Annotated in this window: 10 protein-coding genes; 3 read left to right on the top strand and 7 right to left on the bottom strand. The window is 72.0% G+C overall.

From position 1 onward, the window contains the following. Positions 1-7: 7 nt before the first annotated feature. Positions 8-1279, bottom strand: coding sequence for an ATP-grasp domain-containing protein (locus tag AB0N04_RS28830; RefSeq protein WP_360212922.1), 1272 nt, complete (start codon positions 1277-1279; stop codon positions 8-10). A gap of 443 nt (positions 1280-1722) precedes the next feature. On the opposite strand from AB0N04_RS28830, the gene AB0N04_RS28825 reads away from it, so the two are divergent. From AB0N04_RS28825 to AB0N04_RS28815, 3 genes are read left to right on the top strand one after another with little or no spacing between them, the layout of a single operon-like run. Then, positions 1723-2619 (top strand): ABC transporter ATP-binding protein, encoded by an 897-nt coding sequence (locus tag AB0N04_RS28825; RefSeq protein WP_360212924.1) that lies wholly within the window; start codon positions 1723-1725, stop codon positions 2617-2619. Between the two features lies 1 nt (position 2620). Further along, positions 2621-3448 (top strand): ABC transporter permease, encoded by an 828-nt coding sequence (locus AB0N04_RS28820; protein ID WP_360212926.1) that lies wholly within the window; start codon positions 2621-2623, stop codon positions 3446-3448. 13 nt (positions 3449-3461) lie between these two features. Then, on the top strand, positions 3462-4346 hold the full coding sequence (locus AB0N04_RS28815) for an ABC transporter permease (protein WP_360212928.1): 885 nt from the start codon (positions 3462-3464) through the stop codon (positions 4344-4346). 136 nt (positions 4347-4482) lie between these two features. On the opposite strand, the gene AB0N04_RS28810 is transcribed toward AB0N04_RS28815, so the two are convergent. The 6 genes from AB0N04_RS28810 to AB0N04_RS28785 form a co-directional block, all read right to left on the bottom strand. Continuing rightward, entirely contained in the window at positions 4483-5670 is a 1188-nt protein-coding gene (locus AB0N04_RS28810; RefSeq protein ID WP_360212930.1) for a YqcI/YcgG family protein, read from the bottom strand. 51 nt (positions 5671-5721) lie between these two features. Then, the gene (locus AB0N04_RS28805; RefSeq protein ID WP_360212932.1) at positions 5722-7449 is read right to left on the bottom strand and encodes a carbamoyltransferase C-terminal domain-containing protein; all 1728 of its coding nucleotides are present in this window, start codon (positions 7447-7449) and stop codon (positions 5722-5724) included. 22 nt (positions 7450-7471) lie between these two features. Next, positions 7472-8554 (bottom strand): glycine amidinotransferase, encoded by a 1083-nt coding sequence (locus AB0N04_RS28800; protein WP_360212946.1) that lies wholly within the window; start codon positions 8552-8554, stop codon positions 7472-7474. A gap of 100 nt (positions 8555-8654) precedes the next feature. After that, entirely contained in the window at positions 8655-9680 is a 1026-nt protein-coding gene (locus AB0N04_RS28795) for a 2-oxoglutarate and iron-dependent oxygenase domain-containing protein (protein ID WP_360212934.1), read from the bottom strand. Continuing rightward, entirely contained in the window at positions 9677-15850 is a 6174-nt protein-coding gene (gene gdnH / locus AB0N04_RS28790; protein WP_360212936.1) for a guadinomine polyketide synthase module 4 GdnH, read from the bottom strand. The genes AB0N04_RS28795 and gdnH overlap by 4 nt, the downstream gene beginning before the upstream one ends. Beyond that, a partial coding sequence (locus AB0N04_RS28785) for a beta-ketoacyl reductase (protein WP_360212938.1) occupies positions 15847-16649 on the bottom strand: 803 nt, incomplete at its 5' end. The genes gdnH and AB0N04_RS28785, both read right to left, overlap by 4 nt.

The raw sequence follows: 16649 nt of genomic DNA, 5'->3' as shown, positions 1-16649 counted from the left end.
GAATGCCTCAGGGCGTTTCGAACGTCAGCAGGACGCGCTTGCGGGTCTCGTCGTGCAGCTCGTCGATCCGCGCCTCGTCGGTGACGTGGAAAAAGGCGTCGTAGGTGTACATCCAGCCCTCGCGGGTGGCCTTCGACTCGCCCCGGCCCGGCACCCGCTGGCCCGCCTGCAGATAACTCTGCTCGAAATCGAATTCGGGCTGCGCGTGCACCCAGTCGAGACCGGTGAATTCCTTGAAGATGCCCGACTCGACCGCGTTGACGAAGACGCCGAGGAGGAAGCCCTCCTTGACCCGCGCGTACTTGCGCGGCAGCGGCTCGCCCATCTGCAGCTTGCGGCCCATCTCCCGGACGTCGGCGTCGAGCCAGGCGATCAGGGTCTTGGCGACGCTGCCGCCGCCGATCCGCGGGTTGATCTCGATGATGGAGACGTTCTCGCCGTCCCACTTGAGCTCGATGTGGACGAAGGTGTCGTCGACCCCGAGCTCGCGCAGCGCCTCCTCGAGGATGTCGCGGATGCGCGCCTCCTCCTCGGCGGAGACGAAGGGGGTGGGGCAGACGTTGGCGGTCTCCAGGCGGAAGCCGTCCTGCTCGGCCCAGAGCAGCTTCTCCTGGATCAGCAGCGGGACGAGGTCGCCGTTCTGGACGAAGGCCTCGAAGGACAGCTCCCGGCCGGCGCCGATGAAGGACTCCAGGAGGACCTCGTTGCGCGGGTCCCAGACCCGGGTGCCGTCGTCGAACGGACCGTGCGGGTGGTCGGCGCGCAGGCTCTCGAAGGTCTCGGCCAGCTCGTCGTAGGCACGCGCCGGGTCCTTCACGATGTCCACGAAGGCGCTCGCGGTGCCCCAGATCGGCTTGATGACGAACGGCGTGCCGAGGCGCTCGACCGCGGCGGCGACGTTCTCGGGCGTGAGGTCCGCGGCGGCGAACACCTCGGTGTGCAGCGGGAGCTGCTCGGCGAGCACCTCGCGCAGCCGGGGCTTGATGCGGCAGTTGAGCTGCCCCTGGAAGCCGGGGAAGTCCATGCCGAGGCGGCGCGCGGCGCCCAGCTGCACCGGCCAGATCTTGTCGTTGATGATCGAGAACCGGTCGAGCCTGCCCTGGAAGGGGGTGAGGGCCTCCACGACCGCGTCCTCGGAGAAGACGTCGGGGCAGATGACCACCTCGTCGGCGCACTCCTCGTAGACGGAGGCGAACTCCTCGGTGGCGAGGAACAGGACGGGGACGCCGTGCTCGCGCAGACTTCGCGCCCGATTACGCAACTCCGGCCAGAGTTCCATTCCCGGAATGGACACCTCGACGAAATACCCGGTAAGGGACGGGGAGTTGAGTTCATCCGATGCATTCACGCGAGTCAGGCTAACACCGGGCAGCAGGTGCGACAAGGCTCTGCCGGAGCCCAAGTTGTCCGCATACTATTGGGCCTGAACTGTTTCTTTGGGAACATGACAAACTGGACAATCGTGACCCTTGTGGCGATCACGGATTATTTCCCGCGAGTTGCCCCCGGCGCCCGCCGGCCGGTCCGGACGCGGATTTCGATTTCCCGGCGGGGGTTCGACGAAATCCGGAGGGACCTGCGGTACGGTCGGAGGTTGCTTGCGGGTCCTTACCTGCCCTCATAGGATAACGATTCAGGTCATATAAAAATGATGGGTGGTGGGTTGTGACCGAGTCAAAAGCTGCGGGCGCCGACAGCACCGCGGCCATTTCGGCCAGGGGCTTGAAAAAGAGGTTCGGGGACTTCGAGGCGGTCCGGGGCGTCGATTTCACCGTGCCGAGGGGCGAGGCCTTCGGGTTCCTCGGCCCCAACGGCGCCGGGAAGTCCTCGACCATGCGGATGATCTCCTGCATGTCCCCGCGGACCGGGGGCGACCTGAGGGTGCTCGGCATGGACCCCGACACGCACGGCCCGGCGATCCGCTCCCGCATCGGGATCGTGCCGCAGGCCGACAACCTCGACAGCGAGCTGACCGTCCGGCAGAACCTGCAGACGTACGGCCGGTACTTCGGGCTGTCCCGGGCGCACGTGCGGCGCAAGGCCGTCGAGCTGATGGAGTTCGCCCAGCTCTCCGACCGGGCCGACGACGCGGTGGAGCCGCTCTCCGGGGGCATGAAGCGCCGGCTCACCATCGCCCGGGGCCTGGTCAACGACCCCGAGGTGGTCCTGCTCGACGAGCCGACCACCGGACTCGACCCGCAGGCCCGGCACCTGCTCTGGGACCGGCTCTTCCGGCTCAAGCAGAGCGGCGTCACGCTGATCCTCACCACGCACTACATGGACGAGGCCGAGCAGCTCTGCGACCGCCTGGTGGTGATGGACGCGGGCCGGATCGTCGCCGAGGGCTCGCCGGCCGCACTGATCGAGCAGTACTCCACCCGCGAGGTCCTGGAACTGCGGTTCCGGCCCGGCACCCCCGGCCAGTACGTGGGCCAGGTCGACAGCCTGGTGGAGCGGGTCGAGGTGCTCCCCGACCGGCTGCTGCTGTACACGAAGAACGCCGAGGACACCGCGGCCCGGGTGGCCGAACGCGGCGTCGACCCGCTCTCCACCCTGGTGCGGCGCTCCACCCTGGAGGACGTCTTCCTGCGCCTGACCGGCCGAATGCTGGTGGACTGACATGGCCCTCGACACGCACACGCGACAGGAGGCCCGTGCCACCGGCGCGGTGGTCGGGCCCTGGCGGGCGATGGGCCTGCGCATCGAGGGCCAGTGGGCCTGGTACCGGCGCTACTGGCGGGCCAACCTCTACTCCTCCGGGCTCCAGCCGGTGCTCTTCCTCGGGGCGATGGGCCTCGGCTTCGGCTCCCAGGTCAAGGCCGGCTCGATCCCGGACGGCATCACCTACCTGCAGTACATCGCCCCCGCGCTGCTGGTCAGCGGCGTCATCGCGACGGCGGTGAACGAGTCGGGGCACCCCGTCCTGTCCGGCTTCAAGTGGAAGCGGGACTACGTGGCGATCAGCGCGACCCCGATCACGCCGGAGCAGCTCTTCGGCGGACAGCTCCTCTGGATCGTCATCAGGCTGGCGGTCTCGGCGGGGATCTACGGGGTCGCCGCGCTGTTCTTCGGGGCGTGGACCGGGCCCGGCGTCCTGCTCGCGCTGCCGCTCGCGGTGCTCATCGGGGCGGCCTGCGCGGCACCGGTCATGGCGTTCGCCGCCACCACCCGGGGCGAGGGGCACGCCTTCGTCGCGCTGAACCGCTTCGTGGTGCTGCCGATGACGCTGTTCGCCGGCACGTTCTTCCCGGTCGACCGGCTGCCCGCCGTGGTGCAGCCGCTGGTCTGGCTCTCCCCCGTCTGGCACGGCAACGAGCTGGTCCGGGGCGTCACGCTGGACGGCCTCGCGCCGCTGCCCGCACTGGGGCACGCGCTGTTCCTGCTCGCCATGCTGGTCGCCGGCGTGTACGTCGGCCGCCGGCGCTTCCGCCGCAGGCTGGTGATCTGACGTGGAGAAGCAGATGACTCCCGACGCGCCCGCGGCGCCGGCGGCACCGGCCCCGTCGGGGCCCACCGCCGGCCGCATCGCCGCGCAGGCCCGGCACGGCGGCGGCCCGCTGCTGCGGATCCTGCCGGCCGGCAGCTACTCCGGGCTCGCGCACCGCCTGGTGGAGCGCACCGCGCTGGTCTACTCCCGGGCCTGGCTGGTCCTGGTCTCCGGCGTCTTCGAGCCGCTGTTCTACCTGCTGGCCTTCCAGGTCGGCTTCAGCTCGCTGATCGACGGCGTGACCGGGCCGGACGGCCGCCCGATGACCTACGTGGCCTTCGTCGCGCCGGCGCTGCTGGTGTCCTCCGCGATGAACGGTGCGGTCTACGAGACGCTCAGCATCTTCTACAAGCTGCGCTTCGACCGGCTCTACGACATGATGCTGGCCACCCCGATGGGGGCGCTGGACGTCGCCATCGGCGAGATCTCCTGGGCGGTGCTGCGCAGCGGCCTGTACGCCACGGCGTTCCTCGGCGTGATGGCGGCGATGGGCCTGGCGACCTCGCCCTGGGCGCTGATGCTGATCCCCACCGCGCTGCTGATCGCGACGGCGTTCGCGGCCCTGGGCATGGTGTGCGCGACGCTGCTGAGGTCGTCCTCGCAGTTCGACTACATCCACGTCGTGGTGATGCCGATGTTCCTGTTCTCCACGACCTTCTACCCGATGTCGGTGTACCCGCCGGTGCTGCGGTTCCTGGTGGAGCTCTCGCCGCTGTACCACGGCATCGAGCTGGCCCGCGGGTTCTCGGTCGGCGCGCTCGACCCCTCGATGATCGGGCACGCCTGCTACCTCGCGGCGCTCGCCGCGGTGGGCCTGTACGGCGCCTCGCGCCGGATCGGCAAGCTGCTGCTGAGCTGACCGGAGGGCGTACGGCGACGGGGCGGGCGGTCGGGACGAGGAGTCCCGGCCGCCCGCCCCGCGTTTCCCGCGGAAGCGGGCCCGTCGAGCGGGCCGGCCGAACCGGCCCGCTGAACGGGCCGGCTGACCGGGTCGGCTAAATGGTGGGGGCCAATTCGTACCACTTGACCGGCGGCTGGTCGGCCTGCACCGGGAGCAGGAACCGGTGGAGTTCTATGTCGGCCAGGACGTAACGCTGGAAGCCGTCCCGGAAACGGTGCCGGATCGCCTCGGAGCGCTGCTTGTAGTCGTTCTTGGTCAGTAGACGGAGAACGGCCGCCTCCGGCTGGAGCATGAACACGAATTGACCCTCGACCCCGTTCATGTACCGCGAGTGGTCGTGCGGGTAGATCGGCGCGAAGACGCTGATGAAGCATTCCTCGCCCTCGAGGACGAGGAACCACTTCGGGTCGGTGGCGGTTTCCGGGTCCAGTCCGGCCGGGGCGGCGTCCGTGAGATTCCTGTGCAGGAATTCGACGAAGTTCCGGAAGACCTGCTGGAGGTCCTCGAAGGATTCACCGAAAACCCGGGTGGGGAACGCGTACACGTACCCGTCGATGACGTCGTGGTCCTGCACCCGGATGAACTGGCGCAGGGTCGGCAGCGACGCCTTCATGTTGTCCTCGAACGAGAGGGCCTCGTCGTAGGACGGCGGCCCCCAGAGGACCGACTTCTGGGCGAAGGGGCAGAAGGTCTGCATCTGGATGGGACGGATGAGTTCCGTCGTCACCGCGCGCGACGGGTCGAACTCCGTCTCCCGGGACCGGCCGTCCAGGGTGCGGGTGTGCTCCAGGTGCCCGTTCAGGTGGGCCCCCAGGTCGTCGTGCGAGTCGAAGCCGGCGAACGCCGCCCGCAGCACCCCCGGGATCAGGCCGTGCAGGGCGACGACCCGGGGGTCGCTGCCCTGCCGGGCCTCGGAGCGGTAGAACGCCATCGTGTAGTGCACCGGCTCGACCGCCGCGGCCACCAGGGCCGCGACCTGCTCCGGCTCCTGCCGACCGGCGCGCCACAGGGACGCGTCGGTCAGGTCGGCCGGCATCGCGGCGTCGTTGCAGGCCTGCTGCATGGAGACGCCGTAGGCGTTGGCGAGCGCGAGCGCGGCCACCACGATCTCGACCAGGGGCCCCTTGGCCGCGGCCGGGTCGGCGCCCCCGGCGGCGAGCCGCCCGAGCGCGTCGACCTCGGCGGCCAGGTGCGCGTCGGTCGGGAGGGGGGCCCAGTAGTGGCCCCTCTCCTCGACCAGGCGGTGCACCGCGTCCTGGAGCCGGGTCACGTGCAGTTTCACTTCTGGTTCCCCCTTGCTGTGCTGTGCCGTGCGGTGGTGCGTCGCAGCCGGTCAGACCGTGCCGTCGACCGGGGCCTTGCGGACCAGGAACGGGCCGATGGCCAGGTAGTCGATCTCGGTCCCCAGGAAGGTGTTCACCGCGTCGGCCGGGGAGCAGATGATCGGCTCCTGGTCGTTGAACGAGGTGTTGAGGACCATCGGGACCCCGGTCAGGGCCCGGAACTCGCTGATGATGCCGTGGAAGCGCGGGTTCACGTCGGCCCGGACGGCCTGGATGCGGCAGGTGTTGTCGACGTGCAGCACCGCGCCCATCCGGTCGTGCTTGTCGGCCTTCGCCGGGTACGCCATCAGCATGTAGTCGGCGGCGGTGGTCTCCTTGGCGATCTCGAACCACTCCGGCACCTCCTCGCTGAGCACGCTGGGCGCCAGCGGACGGAAGTACTCGCGGTGCTTGACCTTGTGGTTGAGGTCGTCGCGCATCTCGCGGCGGCGCGGGTCGCCGATGATGCTGCGGTTGCCCAGGGCGCGGGGGCCGAGCTCCATCGAGCCCTGGAACAGGCCGATGACGTTGCCCTCGCTGAGCAGCTTGGCGACGTCCTTCTCGAAGTCCGCGGCGCGCACGACCTCCAGGCCCTCGCGGGAGGCGAGCTCGGCCTCGATCTCGGCGTCGGTGTAGGACGGCCCCCAGTAGGCGTGGCGCATCTCGGGGGCGCGCTCCTGGCCGAGCACGTCGTTCCACACGTGCAGGGCGGCGCCGAGCGAGAGGCCGCCGTCGTGCGCGGCGGGCTGCACGTACAGCTCGTCGAACGGGCCCTGCTCGAAGGCGACCTGGTTGGTGACGCAGTTCAGCGCGACGCCGCCGGCCAGGCAGAGCCGGCTCGACCCGGTCAGCGCGTGCAGGTGGCGGGCCATGTGCAGGACCAGCTCGTTGGTCTTCTCCTGCAGCGCGGCCGCGATGTCGTGGTGGACGTCCTGCAGCTCGTCGTCCCGCTCGCGCGGGGCGACGCCGAGGACGGACTCCAGGCCCGAGGTGTCGGCCGACGGCGGGTAGTACAGGATGTCGCTGAACTTCAGCAGGTCCTGGCGCATGTCGAAGCCGCCGTCCTCGGTGGTCCAGGCGAGCCGGTCGAAGGCCGCGGCGAAGCGCTGCGGGTCGCCGTAGGCCGCGAGGCCCATCACCTTGGCCGCGTCGTAGACGCCGAAGCCGAGGAAGACCGAGACCAGCTCCCACAGGTAGCCGATGGAGGCCGGGTAGCGGACGCTCTGCACGCAGTCCAGCTTGGCGCCCTTGCCGTGGTAGAGCCGGGTCGAGTAGGCGTCGTCGCCGAGCGCGTCGACGACCAGCACCGCGGCGTCCTGGAACGCCGACGCGAAGTAGGTGGACGCGCCGTGGGCGGTGTGGTGGGCCACCCAGTGGAACTCGCCGACGAAGCCCAGCTCGGCGAACTTCTTGGGGATGTTGGGCAGCGTGGCGAGGAACAGCGACTGCTTCTCGACGCTGTCCCACGGCGAGGGCAGGCCGCCGTCCAGGACGGCCCGGATCTCGTCGGGGTCGGCCGCGCAGGTCACGTGGTCGACGTCCGCCATGGTGATGCCGGCGCGCTCCAGGCAGAAGCCGATGGCGTTCATCGGGAGCTCGTCCGGGTTGTCGGCGCGGGCCTCCTTGCCGTGCTTGACGCGGTTGAAGCGCTCCTCCTCCGCGGCGGCGACGACCGCGCCGTCCTTGAGGAGACAGGCCGAGGACTCGTGGTAGACCGAGTTGATGCCGAGGATGTACATGTGGGGCTCCCTTGGTGTGGTGTCAGATCAGCGGCTGGTAGGCGAGGTTGGGGAAGTAGTCCTCCCTGGTGCCCTCGCGCCGGACGTCCCAGGTGGCGCAGTGCAGGGAGCCGCCGTACTCGAAAACGTTGCGGAACGGGATGGGGAAGACCTCGAAGCCGAGCTTGTCGAGGAGGTCCTGGAGCGGCTTCTCCTGCTCCTCGCAGATGACCTTGGTCGGCGAGATGCTCAGCACGTTCATCGACAGCCACTTGGACGACTGGCAGTACAGCGGCATCTCGTCGTTGCCGAGCACCGGCTGCGGGACGTCGACCAGCTCCCAGTCGTTGTCCAGGAACATCTTCTCCTCGCCCTCGCGCAGCGGCCGCTCCGGGTTGGTGAGGATCAGGCCCGGGCGCACCGGCACGAAGGTGCAGTCGATGTGCGAGGGGAAGAAGTCGAGCGGGAAGTGCACCGGGTGCACCCGGAAGCCGCGCGGCTCCAGATGTCGCTTGAGCCAGTGGATGCCCGCGCGGTTGGTGGTCATCGACTCCTGGACCAGGATGTCCCGGCCGAAGCGGCTCATGTCGGCCGCGTCGAAGACGACCTCGTCCTGGTTGATGCAGAACTCGAAGGAGTGCATCTCCTCGTGCCGCTTCTCCAGCGGCCAGTCCCAGAACTCCTCGCGGTACATGCCGTCGGCCATCGACGGCTTGGGGGCCGTCGTCCACTCGACGCGGGGGTCGGCGTTCCAGTACTCGTAGACCAGCTTGCGGTAGGGCTGGTACTCGAAGTACCGGGCCCGGCGCGACATGGTGGCCTCGATGATCTCGTTGCCCATGGTGATCATGACGTCGCGCGGGCAGACGGCGCAGTACTGGTTCTCCACCTCGAAGTCCGGGGTGCGGACCGGGGCCGAGAAGTCGTGCAGCTCGGGCCGGCGCACCGTGACGCCCTGGGACTCCAGCAGCGAGGCGAGCCCGGCCAGCTCCTCGTTGGCCAGGTCGACGGCCTCCTTGGACTTGGGGCCGGTGGGGAAGGGGGTGCCGGGGGCGTTGCGGACGGAGGGGCGGCTGCCGGGCTCGGTGGGCTCGAAGTTGGCGTTGTCGGCGGAGCCGACGACCATCTCCTGCAGCGGGTCCCACTCGTTCCAGGAGTTGACAACACTTGAGGTCTGCACGGATCTGCTTCCTATCTCTCGGAGTGTGCGGGCTCTACGCGGTCGGTCAGTCGTACGCCTTGGAGAAGAGGTCGACCACGTACGGGCCGAACTCGACGGCCTCGTAGCGGGGCGGGTTGTCCGCGTCGCAGCAGACGGCGAGCGGCTCGATCAGGGCGTCGTACCGCGGTTCGAAGAAGAAGGGGACCGAGTAGCGGTCCACCGTGCCCGGCAGCGTCACCCGGTGCCAGGTGGCGCGGTACCGGTCGTTGGTCCAACGCTGCATCATCTGGCCGATGTTGACCAGGAAGGTGCCGGGGATGTGCGGTGCGGAGATCCACTGGCCCTCCGGGTTGCGCACCTCCAGGCCGCCGACCTCGTCCTGCTGGAGGACGGCCAGGAACCCGTAGTCGACGTGGGCGCCGAAGCCGTGCTCCACCTCGTCCATCGGGAGCGCCTCGGGGGCGGCCCGGCCGACGGTCTCGTTGTACGGCGGGTAGTGGACCATCCGCAGGTCGCTCAACTCCACGCCGTGGTACGGCGCGAAGTGGTGCTCGTCCAGGCCGAGGCTGAGCGCCATGCCCGCCGCGATCCGCCCGCTCAGCCCGTACAGCTGGTCCCAGGCGCGCATCACGGTGGTGCGGAACTCGGGCAGGGCCGGCGGCCACTGGCCGGGGTCGTCGAGCGGGTGGGCGTCGGCGCTGCGGGCCGCCGCGGCCTTCGCGATGGTGTCGGCGTTCCGGCCGGAGCGGGGCTGCAGGTCCAGGCACTCGTGCCAGTCCGTCTTGCCGCCGGTGACCTCGCCGCCGAGCGGCACGTAGCCGCGGAACTGTTCGGTGATGCCGAGCCGGATCCGCATCTTCTCCTCCAGCGGGAGGGCGAAGAACTTCTGCGCGGCGTCGAACAGTTCACGGCTGTCGGCCTCGGCGATCCCGTGGTCCCTGACGTAGAAGAAGCCGACGTCGAGGCAGGCCGCACCGATCTGCTCCACGGTCTCCCGCAGCGCGGCCGGGTCCGGGTCGGGGGTCACCAGCGGGGCGATGCTGATGACCGGGACCTCCTTGAAGGCCGCTCCGCTGCTGTGTTCGCTCAACGCTCCGCTCCGTTCTCGTTCTGCGCGTCCCCGGCGTCCCGGCCGGGATCGGTCACGTCCATGCGCTCCGGCAGCCCGTCGACCCGCTGCCCCGGGTCGGCCACCAGGGCCCGCAGCAGGGCGACGAAGTGGTCGCCGTGGCCGCGGACGGTGGCCTCGTCGAAGAGGTCCGTGCGGTAGTCGAAGTCGAGCCGCACGCCGCCCTCGTGCTCCAGCCCGTCCAGCCGGAAGTCGACCAGGGCGAACCGGGTCGGCACCGGGCGGTACTCGGCCGTCAGCCCGTCGAACTCCGGGCACGGGGCGGAGCGGTCCATGTTGAAGACCGTGCGCAGCGGCAGCGGGAAGGCGTCCGGGGCCGCGCCCAGCGCCTCGCGCAGCCGGGCGAACGGCACCTCCTGGTGCTCGAAGGAGGCCAGCACCTCCTCCCGGGTGCGGCGGAGGTGGTCGGCGAGCGTCGCACCGGGGGCCAGCGTGCTGCGGACCGGGAGGAAGTGGGCGCAGTAGCCGACCACCGACTCGCTGCCCTTGAAGGCCCGGTTGGCCTGCGGCGTGCCGATCACGACGTCGCCCTGGCCGGTCAGGCGGTGGGTGAGCAGGCCGTACGCGGCGAGGAGGGTCATGAACAGGCTGGCCTTGTGGGCCCGGCCGACCTTCTTCAGCGCCTCGCAGAGCTCGGGCTCCAGGGTCATGGTGATCCGGGCGCCCTGGTGGGTGGGCACCGCGGGGCGCTCGCGGTCGGCGGGCAGCACGGTGTCCGGGAGGCCGTCCGCGAACCGCTCCAGCCAGTACTGCTGGTGCTCGGCGAGCTCGGGGCGGCGGCGCTGCTGCCAGGCCGTGAAGTCGCGGTGCTGGGACGGGCGCGCCAGACCGTGCGGGGTGCCCCGGCGCTCGGCGGTGTACAGCGCCGCGAGCTCCTCGGTCAGGACCGACACCGACCAGCCGTCCGAGACGACGTGGTGGGTGAGCAGCGTCAGCTCGTGCAGGTCGTCGGCGAGCCGGAGCACGGTGATCCGCGCCAGCGGGCCCGCGGCGAGGTCGAAGGGCACGGCCATCGCGGCGTGCCACCAGTCGGCGACCGCCTCGTCGGTGCGGCCGGCGGCGGCCGCGGTGAGGTCGACGACCTCGACCGGCACCACGGTGCCCGGCCGGACCTCGGCCGCCCCGCCCTCGGGGAACACGGTGCGCAGCGCCTCGTGGCGGGCCGTCAGCGTGCTCACCGCGCGGCGCAGCGCGTCGACGTCGAGGGGGCCGCGCAGCCGGATCGACTCGGGGACCGCCCAGGACGGCGCGCCGGCGGCACCGGCCCGCTCCAGGGCGAGCAGCTCGCGCTGCTCCTCGCCGAGCGGTGCGGCGGTGGTCGTGGTGCCGGGGGCGGGCGGCAGGAACTCGCCGTCGCGCATGGCCGCGATCGACTCCTTGACCGCGGTGATGATGCCCTCGATGTCCTCGTCGGTGTGCGCGGTGGACAGGAAGCAGGTCCGGCCCTCCCACAGGTAGATGCCGCGGGTCAGCAGGTGGAAGTGGAAGACCTCGATGTCCAGCGGCTGGTAGGCGTAGCTGGCGTTGCCCTTCCAGGCGAACCGGAAGACCGAGGCGAAGTGCAGCACCCGGATGGGCACCTCCCCGGCCTCGAAGAAGGCGTTCAGGGTTTCGGCCAGGTAGGTCGTGCGGGCGCTCAGCCGCTCCTGCAGCGCCGGGCCCTGCTCGCGCAGGTGCAGCAGGATCGCCCGGGTGCTGGCCATGGCCAGCGGGTGCATCTCGAAGGTGGAGCCGATGTAGGTCTTCTCGCTGTCCGGGTCGGGGCCCGGGCCGTCGGCCCACACGCCGCCGTCGACCTGGTCCAGGAACTCGGCCCGGCCCGCGACCACGCTGACCGGGAGACCGCCGCCGACGACCTTGCCGTAGGCCGCGAGGTCGGCCCGGACCCCGAAGTGGGCCTGTGCGCCGCCGGGGTGCACCCGGAAGCCGGTGATCACCTCGTCGAAGATCAGCGGAACGCCGAGGCGGGTGGTCAGGGCGCGCAGCTCCCGGAGGAACTCGGCCGGCTGCAGGGTGGGGTTGCGGCTCTGCACCGGCTCCACCAGCACACCGGCCAGCTCGTCGGCGTGCTCCTCGATGGCCTTGAGGGAGGAGGCGGCGCCGTAGGTGAGGATGAGCGGGTCCTGGGCGGCCTGCGGGGAGATCCCGGGGGCCATCGGCACCGAGTGCGAGGGGTCGTTCAGCACGTCCGGCAGGGCGAGCACCCGGTCGTCCTGCCCGTGGTACGAGCCGGAGAACATCACGAACCGGGACCGGCCGGTCTTGGCCTGCGCCATCCGCAGCGCGCCGCGCACCGCGTCGGTGCCGGTCACCGCGAAGAACAGCCGCTCCATGCCGGTCATCTCGCAGATCAGCTGCGCGACCTCGTCGGAGAGCGCCGAGATGGGGCCGGTCTGCAGGGCGAGCTCCAGCTGGGCGGCGACCGCCCCGGTGACGAACTCCGGGTCGTGCCCGCAGAGCAGGACGCCTACGCCCATGGCGACGTCGATGTACTCGTTGCCGTCGACGTCCCAGAAGTGGGCGCCGCTGGCCCGCTCGCCGATGACCGGGTAGGAGACCGACCGGGTCTCCGGGCGCACCGAGCGCATCCGGGTGTCGGCGCGCAGCGCGCGGTAGTCGACGGCCCGGGCCAGCGAGCCGGCCGTGCGCTTCTTGTAGGTCTCCAGCAGGTCGTCGAGGTGCTGCTGCTGGCGGGCGGTCAGCTCGCGGGGCGGGGCGCCGGCGGAGGCCGGGCGCTTCGCGGCGGGCGCGGCGGGGCGCACGGCGGGCAGGGCCGGACGGGCGGTGGGCACCGGCGCGGCCGGGGTGACGGCCGCGGCGGCCGGGGCGGCGCCGTGCTGGGCGAGGACCTCCAGCTGCCGGGACATCACCTCCAGCTGGGCGGCCATCAGCGCGCCGATCGAGCCCTGGTCGCCGACGGCGCCCTGGACGGTGAGCGGCCGGGCGGCCGGAGCGGTCACCGGGGCGGCCTGGGCCTCCACGGGTGCCGGGACGGCGACGGCGGCCGGGGCCGGCCGGTCGCCGGGCACCGGGTGCCCGGCCGGGAGCTCGGCGTCCAGGTGGGCGGCGAGGGCCTCCGGGGTGTCCAGGTCGTCGAAGAGCCGCCCGACGGTCAGCGTGATGCCGTACAGGTCGGTGACGTCCTGGATGATCCGCACCATCAGCAGCGAGTCGGCGCCGAGGTCGACCAGGCTGGCCCCGGGCTCGACGTCCTGCAGGGCCAACTCCAGGCCCGCGCCGACCCGCTCCCGCAGGTCGGCCAGGATCAGCTCCCGCCGCCCGGCCGCGGTGGCCGCGGTGGCCGGGGCGGCCTGGGCGGGGACCTGCGCCAGGGGGGTGGTGTGCTGGGGCACGGTGGTTTCTTCTCTCTGCGTGAACCAGTGGGGGCTGCGCTGGAAGGGGTAGGTCGGGGCCGGGACCCGCCTGCGGGCGTACTCCGCGTCGAAGGCGGCCCAGTCGACGTCCACCCCGGCGGTGTGCAGTTCGGCGACGCTGTGCAGCAGCTGCTTCCAGTCGTCGCGGCCCTCCCACAGGGAGGACAGCCAGCGCACCGCGGGGCCGGTCCAGCTCTGCCGGCCGAGCAGTTGGAGCACCGGCTGCGGGCCGATCTCCAGCACCGCGCCGCACTCCTCGCCGGCGAGCACCGCCATGCCGTCGGAGAACCGGACCGGCTCGCGCATGTGGCGGCGCCAGTAGGCGGCGTCCACCGCGTCGATCGGCGTCCCGGTGACGTTGGAGATCATCCGGATCCGGGGGGCGGTGTAGGCGACGGTGGCGGCCAGCGCCTCGAACTCGGCCAGCGCGGGCTCGATCATCGGCGAGTGCGGGGCGTGCGGGATCCGCAGCGGCCGCCCGTCCAGGCCGCGCTCCTTGAGCTCGGCCAGCGCCCGGGAGACGTCGTCGGCGACCCCGGCGATCAGGGTCTCGCGGGGGCCGTTCATCCCCGCCGTGCTCACCCGGCCGGCGAGCCCCGCGAGGACCGGCGCGACCTCCTCGGGCGAGGCGAAGACGGCGGCGGTCGCCCCGCCGGTGGTGGTGGCCTCGATCAGCCGGGCCCGGCCGGCGACCAGCCGCAGGCCGTCCTCCAGCGAGAAGAAGCCCGCGACGCAGGCGGCCGCGTACTCGCCGGTGCTGTGCCCGAGGACCACCCGGGGCTCGACGCCCCAGGAGCGCCACAGCTCGGCCAGGGCGTACTCCAGCGCGAAGATGGCCGGCTGGGCGTGCGAGGTCCGGTCGAGCAGTCCCGCGCCCGGGCCGTCCGGGGCCGGGTACAGCACGTCGAGCAGCGGGGCGTCCAGCAGGCCCTGCTCGCGCAGGATCGCGTCGCAGCGCTCCAGGGTCCGGCGGAAGCCGGGGTGGGTCTCGAACAGCTTCCGGCCCATGCCGGGGTACTGGGAGCCCTGGCCGGTGAAGAGGAAGGCGACGGCGGGCCGGCCGGTGGCGTGCCCGACCGAGACCCGGGCGCGGCGGCCCTCGGCGAACGCGGACAGCAGCTCGGCGGCGGCGGTGCCGTCGGCGGCGGACAGCGCGAGCCGGTGGGCGAAGGCCGTCCGACCGGTGCCCGCGGTGAACGCGGTGTCGGCGAGCTCCGCCGCGGACCGGCCGCGCAGCGACGCGGCGTAGCGGCCGGCGAGCTCGCGCAGCGCCTCGGGGCTGCGGGCGGACAGCGGCAGCACGTGGTGCGGCCGGTCCGGGGCGCCCGTGGTCTCCGGGGTGTCCGGGTTGTCCGTGGCTCCGGGGGTGTCCGAGCCGGTCGGCGCGGCCTCCAGGACGATGTGGGCGTTGGTGCCGCTGAAGCCGAAGGAGCTGACGCCGGCCGCCCGGGTGCCCTCGGGCCAGGCCCGGACCTCGGTCGGCACCTCGACGGGCAGCCGGTCCCACGCGATGTGCGGGCTGGGCCGGTCGAAGTTGAGGTTCGGCGGGACCTCGCCGTGCCGCAGCACCTGCACGGCCTTGATCAGGCCGGCCACGCCGGCGGCGGCCTCCAGGTGCCCGATGTTGGTCTTGGCGGCGCCGATCAGCAGCGGACCGGCCGTACCGCGGTCCCGGAAGACCGTGCCGAGGGCGTCCACCTCGATCGGGTCGCCGAGCTGGGTGCCGGTGCCGTGCGCCTCGACGTAGCCGACCTCGTGCGGCGCGAGCCCGGCGTCCGCCAGCGCCTGCCGGATGACCTCCTGCTGGGCCGTCCCGCTGGGCGCGGTCAGGCCGTTGGTGCGGCCGTCCTGGTTGACGGCCGTGCCCCGGATCACCGCGTGGACGGTGTCCCCGTCGGCGAGCGCGTCGTCGAGCCGCTTGAGGACGACCACGCCGCCGCCCTCGCCGCGGGCGTAGCCGTCCGCGCGGGCGTCGAAGGTCTTGCAGCGGCCGTCGGCGGCGAGGGCCGAGCCCTTGCAGAAGGCGATGAAGGCGTCCGGGGACAGCATCAGGCTGACGCCGCCGGCCAGGGCCAGGTCGGACTCGCCGGTGCGCAGGCTCTGCACCGCCAGGTGCACGGCCACCAGCGCCGACGAACAGGCGGTGTCCAGCGCCAGGTTGGGGCCGCGCAGGCCCAGGTGGTAGGAGAGCCGGCCGCTGGCCACGCTCAGCGCGGTGCCGGTGACGTCGTGCATCTCCACCGACTCCGCGCCGCGGACCTGCATCTGCTGCAGGTACTCGGCCTCCGAGATGCCGACGAACACGCCGGTGCGCGAGCCGGTGAGCGAGCGCGGGTCGCGTCCGGAGTCCTCCAGCGCCTCCCAGGCCACCTCCAGCAGCAGCCGCTGCTGCGGGTCGAGGCGCTTGGCCTCGCGCGGCGAGATCCCGAAGAAGGTCGCGTCGAACCCGGCGACGTCGTCGAGGAAGCCGCCCCGGCGGCAGTACATCCGGTCCTCGGCCGCGGGGTCGGGGTCGTAGTGGGCGTCCACGTCCCAGCGGTCGGCGGGGATGTCGCGGATCGCCTCGCCGCCGGAGCGCAGCAGCTCCCAGTAGGCGTCCGGGTCGGGGGCGGAGGGCAGGCGGCAGCCCATGCCGATGACGGCGATCGGCTGGGCCCGGTCGCGCTCCAGCTCCTTGACCCGGGTCTTCAGGGTCCGGATGGCGGTGAGGGCCTTCCGCAGCCTGAGCGCGTCGGGGCTGTCATGTCGGTCGGTCACGGCGTGGTGTCCTCGTCGTCGTTCAGCAGGAGGTCGAGCTCGCGGTCGACGCTGGCGCGCAGGTCGTCCAGCTCGAACTCGTCCGGGGTGTCGGACTCGGGGTCGGATCCGGTGGCGGTCTCCAGGCCGAGCTCCCGGACCAGGTGGGCCTGGAGCTGCTCGACCGTGGGGTGGTTGAAGGCGATGGTGGAACCGAGCACCACGTCCAGGTCGCGCTGCAGGCGGTTGCTGAACTCGACCACCATCAGCGAGTCCATGCCCAGTTCGGAGAAGGCGGTGTGCCCGTCGACCCGGTACCCGGAGGGCAGTTCGAGCAGCGCGGTGAGCTGCTGCTCCAGGTACTGGCGGAGCAGCCCGTCGCGTTCGGCGGCCGGGGCCTGCGCCAGCCGGGTGCGCCACGGTTCGGCCGCGGCGGGCGGGGCCGCGGCGTCGGCCCGCGGCCGGGCCGGGCGGAGCGTGGGCATGACGCCGATCTGGGCGACCGGCGCCCCGAGCAGCGCGGTGAGCGCCGCCAGGCCCTGCTCGACCGGGATCATCGCCACGCCGCTGCGGGTCATCCGGTCCGCCAGGTCCGCGGCCATGCCGACCTCGGCCCAGGGGCCCCAGTTGACGGCGAGTCCGGGCAGTCCGAGGGAGCGGCGGCGGGCCATCAGGCCGTCCAGGTAGGCGTTGGCGGCCGCGTAGTTGCCCTGGCCGCCGTCCTCCAGCAGGGCGGCGACGGAGGAGAAGGCGGTGAAGAAGTCGAGGTGGATGCCGCGTTCGCGGGTGATGCGGTCGAGGGCGTGGGCGCCGTCGACCT

Origin of the sequence: Kitasatospora sp. NPDC051702, assembly GCF_040681575.1 — a bacterium.
Lineage (GTDB): Bacteria > Actinomycetota > Actinomycetes > Streptomycetales > Streptomycetaceae > Kitasatospora.
This window is presented reverse-complemented; position numbering and strand designations above follow the sequence as displayed.

Excerpts from the sequence above, each read along its gene's own strand:
- AB0N04_RS28830 (WP_360212922.1), bottom strand. The coding sequence starts at position 1,279 with ATGGAACTCTGGCCGGAGTTGCGTAATCGGGCGCGAAGTCTGCGCGAG.
- AB0N04_RS28820 (WP_360212926.1), top strand. The coding sequence starts at position 2,621 with ATGGCCCTCGACACGCACACGCGACAGGAGGCCCGTGCCACCGGCGCG.
- AB0N04_RS28815 (WP_360212928.1), top strand. The coding sequence starts at position 3,462 with ATGACTCCCGACGCGCCCGCGGCGCCGGCGGCACCGGCCCCGTCGGGG.
- AB0N04_RS28805 (WP_360212932.1), bottom strand. The coding sequence starts at position 7,449 with ATGTACATCCTCGGCATCAACTCGGTCTACCACGAGTCCTCGGCCTGT.
- AB0N04_RS28800 (WP_360212946.1), bottom strand. The coding sequence starts at position 8,554 with ATGGTCGTCGGCTCCGCCGACAACGCCAACTTCGAGCCCACCGAGCCC.